This window comes from Cupriavidus pauculus (assembly GCF_008801835.1).
Lineage (GTDB): Bacteria > Pseudomonadota > Gammaproteobacteria > Burkholderiales > Burkholderiaceae > Cupriavidus > Cupriavidus pauculus.
This window is the reverse complement of sequence record NZ_VZOW01000044.1, coordinates 28,917-42,763: the sequence shown is the minus strand read 5'-3', so window position 1 is coordinate 42,763 and position 13,847 is coordinate 28,917. Positions and strand designations below refer to the sequence as shown.

Below are 13,847 nucleotides of genomic sequence, written 5' to 3'. Positions count from 1 at the left end.
TTTGCAGAAGATTTTTTATCTGCCGTCAGCGCCCTTTCCTGCCCAGACACCAACCACTGCCGCCCCGCAAACCCTTGCCAACACTGCCTTGGCAGCGCGCTTCGTGTTGCGAGGGGGCGAATATTAGGACGAATCTCCGGGCTTTGCAATACGTTTGTCATGAACAAGCGAAACACGAGCCCGGAAGCTCTATTCAAACCGTTGATCGGAAAGGAAATTCAGCTTCAAGATCAATTTCCTTTCTCGCACAATAACCGACCATCGCTATCGGGTATTCCCGATACGTCCTACTGATGCTTGAAGGCAGGTGCCCTTTTCTCCACAAACGCCGCCATACCCTCCTTCTGATCTTCCGTGGCAAACGTGGCATGAAACAGGCGCCGCTCGAATCGCACCCCTTCATTCAGAGTCGTCTCATATGCGGCGTTGACGGATTCCTTGATCATCATGACCACGGGCAGCGAATAGCTAGCAATGGTTTCCGCAGCGGTTAAGGCCTCGTCGATCAACGCGTCGGCCGCAACAACGCGCGATACCAGGCCGGCTCGTTCGGCTTCGGCGGCGTCCATCATGCGTGCGGTCAGGCAAAGGTCCATTGCCTTGGCTTTCGATACCGCCCGTGGCAACCGCTGCGTCCCGCCGGCACCCGGCATGGTGCCGAGCTTGACCTCCGGTTGCCCGAACCTGGCATTGTCGGCCGCGATAACGATGTCGCACATCATCGCCAATTCGCAGCCGCCGCCCAGGGCGTAACCAGCTACTGCAGCAATAACGGGCTTGCGGATGCGACGGATCGTTTCCCAGTTCCGGGTGATGTAGTCGCTTTTGTAAGCATCCATATACGAGTACTTGGCCATCATTCCAATGTCCGCACCCGCCGCAAACGCTCGCTCGCTACCCGTGATGACGATACAGCCGACGGCTTCGTCCTGGTCGAAGGCAACCAGCGCAGCGCCCAGTTCATCCATCAGCGCGTCGTTCAGCGCGTTCAACGCTTTCGGCCGATTGAGAGTCACCAACCCCACCCGGCCGCGAGTCTCCACCAAGATGTTCTCGTACGACATGTCTTCTCCTAGCAATCGATGGTTCTGTCCTGTTGGCAGTGCACCGATACTCTCCCGCGCAGTGAATGACGGTCAAGACGACTACGCGCCAGCCCGGCCTCGCGCCGCCACACTCTTGCGCCCCCGCCCCAAGCCGACTAATATTTGCCGACCGACTGGTCGGTTTATTTAATGACCGCGGGGCTACCTACAATGACCCAGCGGCACGCCGTGGCAACGCATCCACATTCGACCGTCCCGGAGAACCATATGGCGCAGGAGACAACCATGCCCCCAAACCCGGCCCATTCGCAGGCGCGCGTCCAGCTTGAGTCCGGCCCGATTTTGCTGCGATGGCACGGCGATGTGGCGGTGGTCACGCTCAATCGGCCGGAAAAGCTCAACAGCTTTACACGCGACATGCACCGCAGCCTGGTGCAGGCGCTGGACCATGCCGAAGCGGGTGGCGCCCGCGCGTTGTTGCTGACCGGCGCTGGGCGCGGATTCTGCGCGGGGCAGGATCTGGCCGATCTCGACTTCAGCCCGGACAACGCAACGGATCTCGGCGAACTTATCGACACCTGGTTCAACCCGCTGGTGAGGCGTCTGCAAGCGCTACCGCTTCCGGTTATCGCCGCCGTCAATGGCACCGCCGCCGGCGCGGGCGCGAATCTCGCGCTGGCCTGCGACATCGTTCTCGCAGCCAAATCGGCCAGCTTCATCCAGGCGTTCGTCAAGATCGGGCTCGTGCCCGATTCCGGCGGCACGTGGTTGCTGCCGAAGCGCGTGGGGCTGGCGCGGGCGCTCGGCCTGGCCATGACGGGCGACAAGCTCAGCGCCGAAGACGCAGAGAAGTGGGGACTGGTGTGGGAAGTCATGGACGATCCCTTGCTGTCCGAACAGGCGATGGCCCTGGCAACCCATCTCGCCGCGCAACCCACGCGCGCGCTGGCGGCGATCAAGCAGGCCATGTATGCCAGCGCCACCAATTCGCTGGACGCACAGCTCGATCTCGAGCGGGACCTCCAGCGCGATCTGGGCCGCTCACATGACTACACCGAAGGCGTCAATGCCTTCTTGGAAAAGCGCGCACCACGCTTCACCGGCGCTTGACCCCGACTCCCTTCCACTGAATTGGAGACTCATTTGATTGACGATCCCCAGGCGCTGGCCGAAGCCACGGCCCGCGCCATGTACGAATCGGACGCCTGCAGCCGCTGGCTGGGCATGGTGCTGGAAGAGGTACGCCCAGGTTATGCGCGTCTGTCGATGGAGGTGCGAACCGAATTCCTGAATGGCCATGCCATCTGCCATGGCGGGCTGATGTTCACGCTCGCTGACTCGGCTTTCGCGTTCGCCTGCAACAGCTACAACATCAGCACGGTGGCCTCCGGTTGTTCGATCGACTTCCTGCGCCCGGTGCAAGGCGGCGATGTACTGACTGCCGAAGCTGTTGAACAGGTACTGTCGGGCCGGCACGGAATTTATGACATCAAGGTGGTAAATCGCGCCGGCGAGCCCGTCGCAATGTTTCGCGGCAAGTCGGCACAAATCAAGGGACACGTCATCGCGCCGTCCTGAACCTTGGTCCGCCTTGGCAACTCGCTTCGCGCCAACGTAGCGCCCCCCGGAAGTGGAGACATTCATGAGTACGCGCCTTACCGACCTGCCCCTGGAGCCGATCGAAACCGCTAGCCGGCAGGATCTTCAGGCACTGCAGCTTGACCGCCTCAAATGGTCGTTACGCCATGCCTACGAGAACTCGCCGGTATATCGGCGCAAGTTCGAAGATGCCGGCGTACACCCAGACGATCTCCGGTCCCTGGCGGACCTAGCGCGATTTCCGTTTACGACGAAGAAGGATCTGCGCGACAACTATCCATTCGGCATGTTTGCCGTGCCCCAGGACCGCATCGCGCGCATCCACGCATCGTCGGGGACCACCGGCAAACCAACCGTGGTCGGCTATACGCTGCGCGACATCGATACGTGGGCGACCGTGATGGCGCGCTCGATCCGCGCATCGGGCGCCAAGCGTGGCGACAAAGTTCACATCAGCTACGGCTACGGGCTTTTCACGGGCGGACTGGGCGCACACTACGGCGTCGAGAAAGCCGGCCTGACGGCAATCCCGTTCGGCGGCGGCCAGACGGAGCGCCAGGTGCAATTGATCCAGGATTTCCGGCCCGAGATCATCATGGTGACGCCCAGCTATATGCTGGCCATTGCCGACGAACTCGAGCGCCAGGGCATCGACCCGGCATCGACGTCGCTGCGCATCGGTATTTTCGGCGCCGAGCCGTGGACGCCCGAAATGCGGCTGGCCATCGAGAAGCGCATGGGAATATCGGCGGTCGACATCTATGGATTGTCCGAAGTGATGGGCCCGGGCGTGGCCAACGAGTGCGCGGAAACCAAGGATGGCCCCACAATCTGGGAGGATCACTTCTATCCGGAGATCATCGATCCGGATACCGGCGAAGTGCTGCCAGATGGCGAATTCGGCGAACTGGTCTTCACATCGCTGACCAAGGAAGCGATGCCGGTGGTCCGTTATCGCACCCGCGATCTGACGCGCTTGTTACCAGGAACGGCGCGCGCGGCGTTTCGGCGGATGGAGAAGATCACCGGCCGCACCGACGACATGATGATCGTGCGGGGCGTCAACGTGTTTCCGTCGCAAATCGAGGAATTGATCCTCAAACACAGCGAACTTGCGCCGCACTACCAGTGCGTGCTGGGCAAGGAAGGTCCGCTCGATACCCTGACCGTGCGCGTCGAATGCAACCATGGCGCCGATCCGGCGATCGCTGGCCAAGCGCAATCGGTGCTGGCGCACGATATCAAGGCCTACATCGGCGTAACGGCTGCGATCGAGATCCTGCCCGAAGGCGGCGTCGAGCGCTCGGTCGGGAAGGCGCGCCGCATCGTCGACAACCGGCCGCGCTGACAGAGGCTCGGGCGGCTCTGCCGATTATGAAGCAGGGCCACACCGAGGGCCACACCGGGGCGGGAGGGGACGCGAGGCGCTCGCCCCCTAGCCATACGACGCTCGCTTGATCGGCGTGGGATCAGCTGCGCGGCATCAGCACCCACATGCGGCCGCCCTGCTTCATGCGCCCCGCGGTTTCGCCGGCAGCATCGCCGGCGCCCCAGAAAAAGTCGGCGCGCACGCCGCCTTTGATGGCGGAGCCGGTGTCCTGCGCGAACATCAGGCGCTGGATCGGTTCGACGGAAAGCGGGCGCGTCGTCGACAGGAACACCGGCACACCGAGCGGAATCGTGGCGGGATCCACCGCAATCGACCGCTCCGCAGTCAGCGGCACACCAAGCGCGCCCACCGGCCCATCGTTGCTCGGCGGCAGTTCACGGAAGAACACGAAGCGAGGATTCACGTTGAGCATCTCGTCGACGCGGCCCGGGTTGGCGCGCGCCCATGCCTTGATGCCCTGCATTGTGGCCTGGGCAGGCGTGATCTCGCCGCGGTCGAGCAGCCATTTGCCGAACGAGCGGAAAGGCTGGTCGTTGGTGCCACCAAACCCCACCCGCATCATCGTGCCGTCGGTCAGACGGATGCGACCCGATCCCTGGATCTGCAGGAACGCGGCTTCCACCGCGTCGTCCACATATACGAGTTCATTGCCGCGCAACGCCGGGTTCTGCAACAGTTCGGCCCGCGCAGGCAAGGCGCCACGGCCCAGTTGCGGCGGCCGCTTGTACAGCGGGATCTGGTACTGGCCCTGGCGCGAGCGGGATCCGTGCAGGATCGGCTCGTAGTAACCGGTGATCAAGCCGCTGTCGGTCCCATCGGTATTGACCACGCGGTATGGCTGGAAATTGGTTTCGAAGTACTTGCGCATGGCGTTCAGGTCGCCAGCATCGACCATCAGCCCCGTCGTGCAGACGCGATTCCATTCCGGCTTCTTTTTCAGGGCCTGGCAACTGGCCTGCAGCGCCGGCCACGCGGCGCGCACATCATCCTGGCTCCAGCCACCGATCTCGGTCCAGCTTGCCGGCTGCAGACGGCCTGCCGCCGATGCGGACGGCGCCGTGGTGCCCGGGGCGGTGCCGCCGGGACCCAGGATGCGTGGCGGCGGGCCGCTCATGCAACCGGCCAGCAACGCCGCGCCGATGGCCGATGCCGTCAGGGCCAGCCAATCGTACCGACGCTGACGCGAAGTCGACGAAATCGAAAGTGCGCGGGGGGCGCGCTGGGAATGCTGATATGCCATCTGATTCGTTCTCTGCATGACGCGCGCGAGGTTCCGGCGGTGGCGCGGTCCGGCGCGTCGCGTATGTCCTACAATCTCAATCCGTCGCGTCGACCGCCCCTATCGAGATGAGCCAGTTCTTCGAAAACCATCCCACCCTGCTGCTGGCCGCCGAAGCCGGCGTGGCGCTGTTGCTGCTGATATTCATCGTGGTGTGGACGATGGGGACCGCCAAGAAGAACCCGCGTCCCACACGCGCGCCAAGCGATCATCCGTCGCGCGCCAATCCCGCACCGAAGGACGCAGACAGCGGCCCGGACGCGTAGGTTCCCACGCCCGGTGCGCGTCCGCCGCGCGGTTCAATGCAGCATGCGCGGCAGAACCAGTGCAAATTCCGGAATCGGCGCCTCGAAGCGGTGGCCGTCCTCGGCCACGCAGAAGTACTCGCCCTTCATCGACCCAACCGGCGTCGAGATCGTCGCCCAGCTCGAATACTCGAAGTGCTCGCCCGGCTTGAGCAATGGCTGGTGCCCAACCACGCCCAGCCCGGAAACTTCCTGGGTGGTGTTGTCGCTGTCCGTGATGATCCAGTGACGCGAAATCAGCTGTGCCGCCACTTCTCCGGTGTTGTGGATGGTGATGGTGTACGCGAATGCGTAGCGCCCGCGGTCCGGATCGGACTGGTCGGCCATGTACTGGGTGCGTACGGCGACGGAAAAAGCGTACTCGCTCATTGTTCGACGGGTGAGGATGGTGGGCAGGCCACGCGAGGCGGCCAAGTGTTGCGCATTGTGCGGCAAGGGCTGGGCAGCGGCAAGCGGCCCGTTGCGCGCCCGCCGCCGGGGCGGCCGCGACCGGACCGGCGTAAAATACGCGCCCGATTCCCCCACTTTGCCGCTTTCCGGCCGATTCACCGAGGCCCCACCATCATGAGCCAGCCCACTTTCCGCATCGCGCCGTCCATCCTGTCCGCCGACTTCGCCCGCCTGGGCGAGGAAGTGCGCCGTGTTACCGAGGCGGGCGCCGACTGGATCCACTTCGACGTGATGGACAACCACTACGTGCCCAACCTGACTGTGGGCCCGCTGGTTTGCGAGGCGATCCGCCCGCACGTGACCGCGCCGATCGACGTGCATCTGATGGTGCGCCCGGTGGACCGCATCATTCCCGACTTCGCCAAGGCGGGCGCCAATATCATCACCTTCCACCCGGAGGCGAGCGATCACATCGACCGCTCGCTTGCGCTGATCCGCGACCACGGCTGCCAGGCGGGACTGGTATTCAATCCGGCCACGCCGCTGCACCATCTGGACCATGTGATGGACCGGCTCGACGTGATCCTGCTGATGTCCGTGAATCCGGGCTTCGGCGGCCAGTCGTTCATCCCCGAGACGCTCAACAAGCTGCGCGCCGTGCGCGCCCGCATCGACGAATACACCGCACGGACCGGCCGCCAGATCCTTCTGGAGGTGGACGGCGGCGTGAAGGTCGACAACATCGCGGAAATCGCGGCGGCTGGCGCGGACACCTTTGTTGCGGGATCCGCGGTGTTCGGCAAGCCGGACGCCGACGGCGGCTACAAGGGCATCATTGCCGCGCTGCGCGCCGAGCTGGCCCGCGCCGGCAAGTAATCCGGAGGCGCTTGGCATGAGCCTCGAAATCCTGCGCCGTACCGACTGGAGCGGCATCCAGGCGGTGATCGTCGACCTCGACGGCACCATGGTCGATACGGCTGGCGACTTCCATGCGTCGGTCAATGCAATGCTGCTCGCGCTGGTGCACCAGCATCCGCATTTGGGGCCGGTCGAGCCGATGTCCGCGCAGGAGATCGTCAGCTTTGTCGGCAAGGGTTCGGAAAACCTGATCCGCCGCGTACTCGACGCGCGCTTCAGCCCGCTGCACGCCAACAGCCTCTTCGCCGATGCCTACGCGCTCTATGACCGCGAATACGTGCGCATCAACGGGCAGTTCTCGAACGTTTATCCGAACGTGCGGGAAGGGCTTGAGGCGCTGAAGGCGCTGGGGCTGCGCATGGCGTGCGTCACCAACAAGCCGTGGAACTTCACCGAGCCGCTGCTGGCCAAGACCGGCCTGGCGCAGTATTTCGAACTCGTCTACGGCGGCGATGCGTTTGCGCTGCGCAAGCCCGATCCCTATCCGCTGCTCAAGGTGGCCGAAGTGTTCCGGCTGGATCCGGCAGCGGTGCTGGCCATCGGCGACTCCGAAAACGACGCGCGCGCGGCCCGGGCGGCCGGCATGGGAGTGCTGTTGATGCCTTATGGCTACAACCATGGCAACCCTGTACAAGCCGTCGACGCCGATGGTATAGTCGCCGACATTGCCCGCGTGGCGGCGCTTCTCGCCGCACATCGGACAACCCAACGCTGAACACCATTCAATGTTCCTCAACCGCAAACGCATCTTTTCTGGCAGTGATCGGCAGGCTTGGCCCTGGCGTCGCTGGCGCGCCTCTGAACAGGCGTAAAGTGCGTTCGCGAGTTTCCTGACGGGCTTGCCGCGATATATCCGGCCCTGCAGTCATCTGCGGGATCGATATCCGCAAGCTCCGCCGGACCGGTCCGATGACCGGCTTCCCCGGCAGATCCTTCCGCCAGCGCCGTAGTTCCGGTTGCTCCTGTCTGCGCCTGTGCTACGGTTAGCCTCTAGAACGCGCCACACGCCATCGCCCGGCCGTGTGCGCAGCTTTTTGCGAAGTCGTGTGCACCACGGTCCGCCCTCCGGGGCGGGTTGACGCAGCCTGTCGCCCTCCCCTGCCGAGACATCCCGGTGCCGCCCGAACCGACCCGACTGGCCGGCGCCGCAAGACGAGGATCGACATGACCGAACTGGAATTCAAATCGCTGGCCGACCAGGGCTACAACCGCATCCCCATCATCGCCGAGGCGCTGGCGGATCTCGAAACCCCGCTGTCGCTGTATCTGAAGCTGGCGCAGTCGCAGACGCGCGGCGTAAATACGTTCCTGCTGGAATCGGTGGTCGGCGGCGAGCGCTTCGGCCGCTATTCGTTCATCGGCCTGCACGCCCGCACGCTGATCCGCGCCTACGGCCGCCGCACCGAGGTGGTTACCGACGGCAAGGTCGTCGAGACCCACGAAGGCAACCCGCTCGATTTCATCGCGGAATTCGAGAAGCGCTTCAAGGTGGCGCTACGTCCGGGACTGCCGCGTTTCTGCGGCGGCCTGGCCGGTTACTTCGGCTACGACGCCGTGCGCTACATCGAGAAAAAGCTGGCCGACAAGCAGATGCCGGACGACCTCGGCCTGCCCGACATCCAGTTGCTGCTGTGCGAAGAACTCGCCGTGATCGACAATCTGTCCGGCAAGCTCTACCTGATCGTCTACGCCGATCCGACCACGCCAGAGGCGTACCCGCGCGCGCGTCAACGCCTGCGCGAACTGCGCATGAAGCTGCGCCAGCCTGTCGATGTGCCGGTCACCAGCCCGTCGGTGCAGACCGAGGTCTATCGCGAATTCGCCAAGGACGACTACCTGACCGCCGTGCACAAGGCCAAGGAATACATCATGGCCGGCGACATGATGCAGGTTCAGGTCGGTCAGCGCCTGATCAAGCCGTATCGCGATTCGCCGCTGTCGCTGTATCGCGCGCTGCGTTCGCTGAATCCGTCGCCGTACATGTATTTCTACAATTTCGGCGACTTCCAGGTGGTTGGCGCGTCGCCCGAAATCCTGGTGCGCCAGGAAACGCGCAAGGTCAGCACGCCGCAGAACAATGGCGAGACCGAAACCGCGCACATCGTCACGATCCGCCCGCTGGCCGGCACGCGCCCGCGCGGCAGCACGCCCGAACGCGATGCGCAGCTTGCCGTGGAACTGCTCAACGATCCGAAGGAAATCGCCGAGCACGTGATGCTGATCGACCTGGCGCGCAACGACATCGGGCGTATCGCCAAGACCGGCTCGGTCAAGGTCACCGACAAGATGGTGATCGAGAAGTACTCGCACGTGCAGCACATCGTCAGCTCGGTGGAAGGCACGCTGCGCGACGGCATGAGCAATCTCGACGTGCTGCGCGCCACGTTCCCGGCCGGGACGCTGTCGGGCGCGCCCAAGGTGCGTGCGATGGAAATCATCGACGAGCTCGAACCGCGCAAGCGCGGCATCTATGGCGGCGCGGTCGGTTACCTGTCGTTTGGCGGCGAAATGGATCTGGCCATTGCCATCCGCACCGGCGTGATCAAGGACGGCAATCTCTTTGTGCAGGCGGCGGCCGGCATCGTGGCGGACTCGGACCCCGAGGCCGAATGGAGGGAAACCGAGGCGAAGGCGCGCGCCGTGATCCGCGCCGCCGAACAGGTCCAGGACGGCCTGGACGCCGACCTCTGAGCCCCCGGGAGAGATGACATGCTGCTGATGATCGACAACTACGACTCGTTCACCTACAACCTCGTGCAGTACTTTGGCGAACTGGGCGCCGACGTGCGCACCTATCGCAACGACGAAATCACCGTCGAACAGATCGAAGCGCTCAATCCCGATCACATCTGCGTCTCGCCCGGCCCCTGCAGCCCGCGTGAGGCCGGGATCTCGGTGGACGTGCTCAAGCATTTCGCCGGCAAGGTGCCGCTGCTGGGCGTCTGCCTGGGCCACCAGGCCATCGGCGAAGCGTTTGGCGGCAAGGTGATCCGCGCCAAGCAGGTGATGCACGGCAAGGTCAGCACGATCGAAACCACCCAGGAAGGCGTGTTTGCCGGACTGCCGAAACACTTCGACGTGACGCGCTATCATTCGCTGGCTATCGAGCGCGAAACGCTGCCCGATTGCCTGGAAGTCACGGCCTGGACGCCGGACGGCGAGATCATGGGCGTGCGCCACAAGACGCTGAATGTGGAAGGCGTGCAGTTCCATCCGGAATCGATCCTGTCCGAACACGGCCACGCGCTGCTGGCCAACTTCATCAAGGCGCCGCGATGAGGCGGGCCGAATTTTCCGCGTTCGCCGCCCCCACTACCGAACCAACCGCTATGTCCATCACGCCCCAGGAAGCGCTGACGCGCTGCATCGAACACCGCGAGATCTTTCACGACGAAATGCTGCACCTGATGCGGCAGATCATGCAGGGGCAGATCTCGCCGGTCATGGCCGCGGCCATCCTGACCGGGCTGCGCGTGAAGAAGGAAACCATCGGCGAGATTTCGGCAGCCGCGCAGGTCATGCGCGAATTCGCCAATCACGTGACGGTGCAGGATCGTCAACACTTCGTCGATATCGTCGGCACCGGCGGCGACGGCTCGCACACGTTCAACATCTCGACCGCGTCGATGTTCGTGGCCGCTGCCGCGGGCGCCAGGATTGCCAAGCACGGCAACCGGGGCGTGTCGTCGAAGTCGGGCAGTGCCGACGTGCTCGAGGCGCTGGGCGTGAACATCATGCTGACGCCCGAGCAGGTGGGCCAGTGCATCGAGCAGACCGGCATCGGCTTCATGTTTGCGCCGACGCATCACCCGGCCATGAAGAACGTGGCGCCGATCCGCAAGGAAATGGGCGTGCGCACGATCTTCAATATTCTCGGCCCGCTGACCAACCCGGCCGACGCGCCCAACATCCTGATGGGCGTGTTCCATCCCGATCTGGTCGGCATCCAGGTGCGCGTGATGCAGCGCCTGGGCGCGCAGCATGCCATCGTGGTCTACGGCAAGGACGGTATGGACGAAGTGTCGCTGGGCGCCGCCACGCTGGTGGGCGAACTCAAGGACGGCGAGGTCCGCGAGTACGAAATCCATCCGGAAGACTTTGGCCTGTCGATGATTTCCAACCGCGGCCTGAAGGTGGCCGACGCGGCCGAATCGAAGGAAATGCTGCTCGAGGCGCTGGGCAACGTCGCCGGCACGCCGCGCGAGATCGTGGCGCTCAACGCCGGCACGGCGCTCTACGCCGCCAACGTGGCCAGTTCCATAGAGGACGGCATCCAGCGCGCGCGCGAGGCCATTGCCAGCGGCGCCGCGCGCGAAAAGCTCGATCAGTTCGTGCGCGCCACGCAGCAATACAAGTAAATCGCCATGTCCGACATTCTCGAAAAGATCCTGGCCGTCAAGGCCGACGAAGTGGCCGCGGCGCGCAAGAAGCGCGACCTGCCCAGCCTGCGCGCGGAGGCGGAAAGCCTGCGCACGGAACCCGGCCTGGCGCCGCGCGGCTTCGAGCGTGCGCTGCGCGAGAAAATCGCCGCCGGCCACGCAGGCGTGATTGCCGAAGTCAAGAAGGCATCGCCGTCCAAGGGCGTGCTGCGCGAGAACTTCATCCCCGAAGCGATCGCCGAAAGCTACGCCTCGCACGGCGCAGCCTGCCTGTCGGTGCTGACCGATGTGAACTTCTTCCAGGGCCACGCCGACTATCTCAAGCGCGCCCGCGGCGCATGCCCGATTCCGGCCCTGCGCAAGGATTTCATGATGGACCTGTATCAGGTCTACGAAGCGCGCACGTGGGGCGCGGACTGCATCCTGCTGATCGTGGCCGCGCTCGATCACGGCCTGATGGCCGAACTCGAAGCCTGCGCGCACGAACTCGGCATGGACGTGCTGGTGGAAGTGCATGACGAGGAAGAGCTCGACGCCGCCCTGCGCCTGAAGACGCCGCTGGCGGGCGTCAACAACCGTAACCTGCGCACCTTCGAGGTATCGCTGGACAACACGCTGAACCTGCTGCCGCGTATGCCGGCGGACCGTCTCGTGGTCACCGAATCGGGCATCCTCGGCCCGGCCGACGTGCAGCGCATGCGCGACGCCAACGTCAACGCGTTCCTGGTCGGCGAAGCGTTCATGCGCGCGCCGGAACCGGGCGTGGAACTGGCGCGGCTGTTCGGCTGACGCGGCGCGATGCCAACCGAGATTGAACTGAAACTGTCCGTGCCCGACGTGGCGCTGGCCGCCGTGGCAGCATGGCTCGACGCGAACGGGCAGCCGTGCGGCGAAACCACGCTGCTGAACGTGTATTTCGACACGCCTGAGCGCAAGCTGGCACAGTCCCGCGCGGCGCTGCGCCTGCGCAAGAAGGGCGATCGTTGGCTGCAGACGCTGAAGACGGCCGGCAAAAGCGCGGGCGGCCTGACCGCGCGCCATGAATGGGAAATGGAAGTGTCCGGTGAAGCGATCGACCTGAGCCGCTTTCCCGACGACGCGCGCGGAGTTTTGGCGCCGCTGGCCGATCGGCTCGCACCCGTGTTCCGCACCGATTTCACGCGCCGCACATGGATCGTGGAGCAGGACGGCGAACGGATCGAGGCCGCGCTCGATATCGGCACGATCAGCGCGCCGGGTGTCGGCAAGACCGATCACATCCAGGAACTGGAACTCGAATGGCTGCCGCGCGACGGGGCGTCCGACGACGTTGCGCAGGCCGCGCTGCGCGCCTTCGCGCGGCGCATCGCCCATGTGGCTCCGCTCACGCCATCCGATCTCAGCAAGGCCGCACGCGGCTACCGTCTTACCAGCCACCTCTGATGCAAGCCGACCTGTTCGCCACCGAATCGCCGCCCAACGCCAATCCGGGCGCCAACGCCAACGCCAATGCCAATGCCGTCGCCCCGCTGCAAGCCCAGGTCGACGCGCTGCCCGCGGGATGGCGCGAGTTGCTCCAACCCTGTCTTGGCAATGCCGCGTGGACCGCGCTGTGCGATTTCGTCGATGGCGAGCGCGCCGGGGGCAAGCCGGTATTCCCCCATGCCGTGTTCCATGCGCTGCATCTGACGCCGCCGGACTCGGTGCGGGTGGTGATCCTGGGCCAGGACCCGTATCACGGCACGGGCGTGGTTGGCGGCGCGGAAATCCCGCAGGCGCATGGACTGGCGTTTTCGGTACCCGATGGCGTCAAGGTGCCGCCAAGCCTGCGCAACATCTTCAAGGAAATCGGTGCTGAATACGGCGCCGAGCCGGTGCGGGCGTCCGGCAACCTGGAAGGCTGGGCGCGCCAGGGAGTGCTGCTGCTGAACACGGTGCTGACCGTCGAGCAGGGCAATGCGGCCAGTCACGCCCGACGTGGCTGGGAAGCAGTGACCGATTGCCTGATCCACGCGCTGGCGATGTCGCGCCCCAACCTTGTTTTCATGCTGTGGGGCAGCCACGCGCAGGCAAAGAAGGCCCTGCTCGAAGGCAAGCCGCACTGTGTGCTGGAGGCGCCGCATCCGTCGCCATTGTCGGCGCATCGCGGCTTTCTCGGCTGCGGACACTTCCGTCAGGCCAACGACTGGCTCGAACGCCACGGCAAGCCGGCCATCGACTGGCTGGCGAGCTGAGTCGGGCCGAGCCGGGGCTCAGGCCGTCGGCCGGCAATCGAATCGATCGAACGACTCAGGCGCTGCGACCGTCATGTCCACATGCGATACGCGCGCGGCCGGCGGTCCGCTCTCCATCCATTGCCGCAGTGCTTCGAGCTGCGCTTTCGTGCCACTCGCCATCACTTCCACCGTGCCGTCGACACGGTTGCGCACCCAGCCGCCAACACCAAGCGCCACGGCGCGCTCGGCGCACGCCGCGCGATAGCCCACGCCCTGCACGCGGCCGTGCGCGAACAAATGCCAGGTTTGCTCCGAAGTCGTCATCATTTCTCCCCTACTAGGTAAA

General features: G+C 64.7%; 16 protein-coding genes. 12 read left to right on the top strand and 4 right to left on the bottom strand.

Features of this window, described 5'->3' with window-relative positions; genetic code table 11:
* Nucleotides 1-287: 287 nt before the first annotated feature.
* Nucleotides 288-1,064 (bottom strand): enoyl-CoA hydratase, encoded by a 777-nt coding sequence (locus F7R19_RS26820; protein WP_150982626.1) that lies wholly within the window; start codon nt 1,062-1,064, stop codon nt 288-290.
* Between the two features lie 267 nt (nt 1,065-1,331).
* Here F7R19_RS26820 and paaG point away from each other — a divergent pair, with 267 nt between their 5' ends.
* The 3 genes from paaG to paaK all read left to right on the top strand — a co-directional run bounded on the left by paaG (nt 1,332) and on the right by paaK (nt 3,993).
* Nucleotides 1,332-2,156: a 2-(1,2-epoxy-1,2-dihydrophenyl)acetyl-CoA isomerase PaaG gene (paaG, locus tag F7R19_RS26815; RefSeq protein WP_407648856.1), complete on the top strand. Its 825-nt coding sequence runs from the start codon at nt 1,332-1,334 to the stop codon at nt 2,154-2,156.
* 33 nt (nt 2,157-2,189) lie between these two features.
* The gene (paaI, locus tag F7R19_RS26810; protein WP_150982624.1) at nt 2,190-2,624 is read left to right on the top strand and encodes a hydroxyphenylacetyl-CoA thioesterase PaaI; all 435 of its coding nucleotides are present in this window, start codon (nt 2,190-2,192) and stop codon (nt 2,622-2,624) included.
* 64 nt (nt 2,625-2,688) lie between these two features.
* Nucleotides 2,689-3,993, top strand: a complete 1,305-nt coding sequence (gene paaK / locus F7R19_RS26805; protein WP_061952972.1) for a phenylacetate--CoA ligase PaaK — start codon at nt 2,689-2,691, stop codon at nt 3,991-3,993.
* A gap of 121 nt (nt 3,994-4,114) precedes the next feature.
* On the opposite strand, the gene mltA is transcribed toward paaK, so the two are convergent.
* On the bottom strand, nt 4,115-5,275 hold the full coding sequence (mltA, locus tag F7R19_RS26800; protein WP_150982627.1) for a murein transglycosylase A: 1,161 nt from the start codon (nt 5,273-5,275) through the stop codon (nt 4,115-4,117).
* A 107-nt stretch (nt 5,276-5,382) separates the two neighbouring features.
* Between mltA and F7R19_RS26795 the strand changes: the two genes are divergently transcribed.
* On the top strand, nt 5,383-5,580 hold the full coding sequence (locus F7R19_RS26795; RefSeq protein WP_061952977.1) for a hypothetical protein: 198 nt from the start codon (nt 5,383-5,385) through the stop codon (nt 5,578-5,580).
* 33 nt (nt 5,581-5,613) lie between these two features.
* Here the strand turns inward: F7R19_RS26795 and apaG are convergent, their stop codons facing one another.
* Nucleotides 5,614-5,988 (bottom strand): Co2+/Mg2+ efflux protein ApaG, encoded by a 375-nt coding sequence (gene apaG, locus F7R19_RS26790; RefSeq protein ID WP_061952979.1) that lies wholly within the window; start codon nt 5,986-5,988, stop codon nt 5,614-5,616.
* Nucleotides 5,989-6,183: 195 nt separating this feature from the next.
* Here apaG and rpe point away from each other — a divergent pair, with 195 nt between their 5' ends.
* From rpe to F7R19_RS26750, 8 genes are all read left to right on the top strand, one after another.
* Nucleotides 6,184-6,885, top strand: a complete 702-nt coding sequence (gene rpe / locus F7R19_RS26785) for a ribulose-phosphate 3-epimerase (protein ID WP_061952981.1) — start codon at nt 6,184-6,186, stop codon at nt 6,883-6,885.
* 16 nt (nt 6,886-6,901) lie between these two features.
* Entirely contained in the window at nt 6,902-7,642 is a 741-nt protein-coding gene (gene gph, locus F7R19_RS26780; RefSeq protein ID WP_150982622.1) for a phosphoglycolate phosphatase, read from the top strand.
* Nucleotides 7,643-8,091: 449 nt separating this feature from the next.
* Nucleotides 8,092-9,618, top strand: coding sequence for an anthranilate synthase component I (gene trpE / locus F7R19_RS26775; protein WP_061952985.1), 1,527 nt, complete (start codon nt 8,092-8,094; stop codon nt 9,616-9,618).
* Between the two features lie 18 nt (nt 9,619-9,636).
* A complete protein-coding gene (locus tag F7R19_RS26770; RefSeq protein WP_150982618.1) occupies nt 9,637-10,206 on the top strand; it encodes an aminodeoxychorismate/anthranilate synthase component II in 570 nt (189 codons plus the stop codon).
* Between the two features lie 50 nt (nt 10,207-10,256).
* Complete coding sequence (gene trpD / locus F7R19_RS26765) at nt 10,257-11,285, top strand: anthranilate phosphoribosyltransferase (protein ID WP_061953236.1); 1,029 nt, start codon at nt 10,257-10,259, stop codon at nt 11,283-11,285.
* A 6-nt stretch (nt 11,286-11,291) separates the two neighbouring features.
* Nucleotides 11,292-12,095 carry an indole-3-glycerol phosphate synthase TrpC gene (gene trpC / locus F7R19_RS26760; protein ID WP_150982616.1) on the top strand — a complete coding sequence of 268 codons (804 nt, stop codon included), beginning with the start codon at nt 11,292-11,294 and terminating at the stop codon, nt 12,093-12,095.
* Between the two features lie 9 nt (nt 12,096-12,104).
* The gene (locus tag F7R19_RS26755) at nt 12,105-12,728 is read left to right on the top strand and encodes a CYTH domain-containing protein (protein WP_150982614.1); all 624 of its coding nucleotides are present in this window, start codon (nt 12,105-12,107) and stop codon (nt 12,726-12,728) included.
* Nucleotides 12,728-13,519, top strand: coding sequence for a uracil-DNA glycosylase (locus F7R19_RS26750; protein WP_150982612.1), 792 nt, complete (start codon nt 12,728-12,730; stop codon nt 13,517-13,519). Before F7R19_RS26755 ends, F7R19_RS26750 begins: the two co-directional genes overlap by 1 nt.
* Nucleotides 13,520-13,537: 18 nt before the next feature.
* On the opposite strand, the gene F7R19_RS26745 is transcribed toward F7R19_RS26750, so the two are convergent.
* Nucleotides 13,538-13,825, bottom strand: coding sequence for an acylphosphatase (locus tag F7R19_RS26745; RefSeq protein WP_061953244.1), 288 nt, complete (start codon nt 13,823-13,825; stop codon nt 13,538-13,540).
* Between the last annotated feature and the right edge of the window lie 22 nt (nt 13,826-13,847).

Coding starts and splice junctions, on each gene's coding strand:
- F7R19_RS26750 (WP_150982612.1), top strand. CDS start 12,728: ATGCAAGCCGACCTGTTCGCCACCGAATCGCCGCCCAACGCCAATCCG.
- rpe (WP_061952981.1), top strand. CDS start 6,184: ATGAGCCAGCCCACTTTCCGCATCGCGCCGTCCATCCTGTCCGCCGAC.
- trpD (WP_061953236.1), top strand. CDS start 10,257: ATGTCCATCACGCCCCAGGAAGCGCTGACGCGCTGCATCGAACACCGC.
- paaG (WP_407648856.1), top strand. CDS start 1,332: ATGCCCCCAAACCCGGCCCATTCGCAGGCGCGCGTCCAGCTTGAGTCC.
- F7R19_RS26795 (WP_061952977.1), top strand. CDS start 5,383: ATGAGCCAGTTCTTCGAAAACCATCCCACCCTGCTGCTGGCCGCCGAA.
- F7R19_RS26755 (WP_150982614.1), top strand. CDS start 12,105: ATGCCAACCGAGATTGAACTGAAACTGTCCGTGCCCGACGTGGCGCTG.
- F7R19_RS26745 (WP_061953244.1), bottom strand. CDS start 13,825: ATGACGACTTCGGAGCAAACCTGGCATTTGTTCGCGCACGGCCGCGTG.
- apaG (WP_061952979.1), bottom strand. CDS start 5,988: ATGAGCGAGTACGCTTTTTCCGTCGCCGTACGCACCCAGTACATGGCC.
- paaK (WP_061952972.1), top strand. CDS start 2,689: ATGAGTACGCGCCTTACCGACCTGCCCCTGGAGCCGATCGAAACCGCT.
- F7R19_RS26820 (WP_150982626.1), bottom strand. CDS start 1,064: ATGTCGTACGAGAACATCTTGGTGGAGACTCGCGGCCGGGTGGGGTTG.
- trpE (WP_061952985.1), top strand. CDS start 8,092: ATGACCGAACTGGAATTCAAATCGCTGGCCGACCAGGGCTACAACCGC.
- mltA (WP_150982627.1), bottom strand. CDS start 5,275: ATGGCATATCAGCATTCCCAGCGCGCCCCCCGCGCACTTTCGATTTCG.
- F7R19_RS26770 (WP_150982618.1), top strand. CDS start 9,637: ATGCTGCTGATGATCGACAACTACGACTCGTTCACCTACAACCTCGTG.
- trpC (WP_150982616.1), top strand. CDS start 11,292: ATGTCCGACATTCTCGAAAAGATCCTGGCCGTCAAGGCCGACGAAGTG.
- gph (WP_150982622.1), top strand. CDS start 6,902: ATGAGCCTCGAAATCCTGCGCCGTACCGACTGGAGCGGCATCCAGGCG.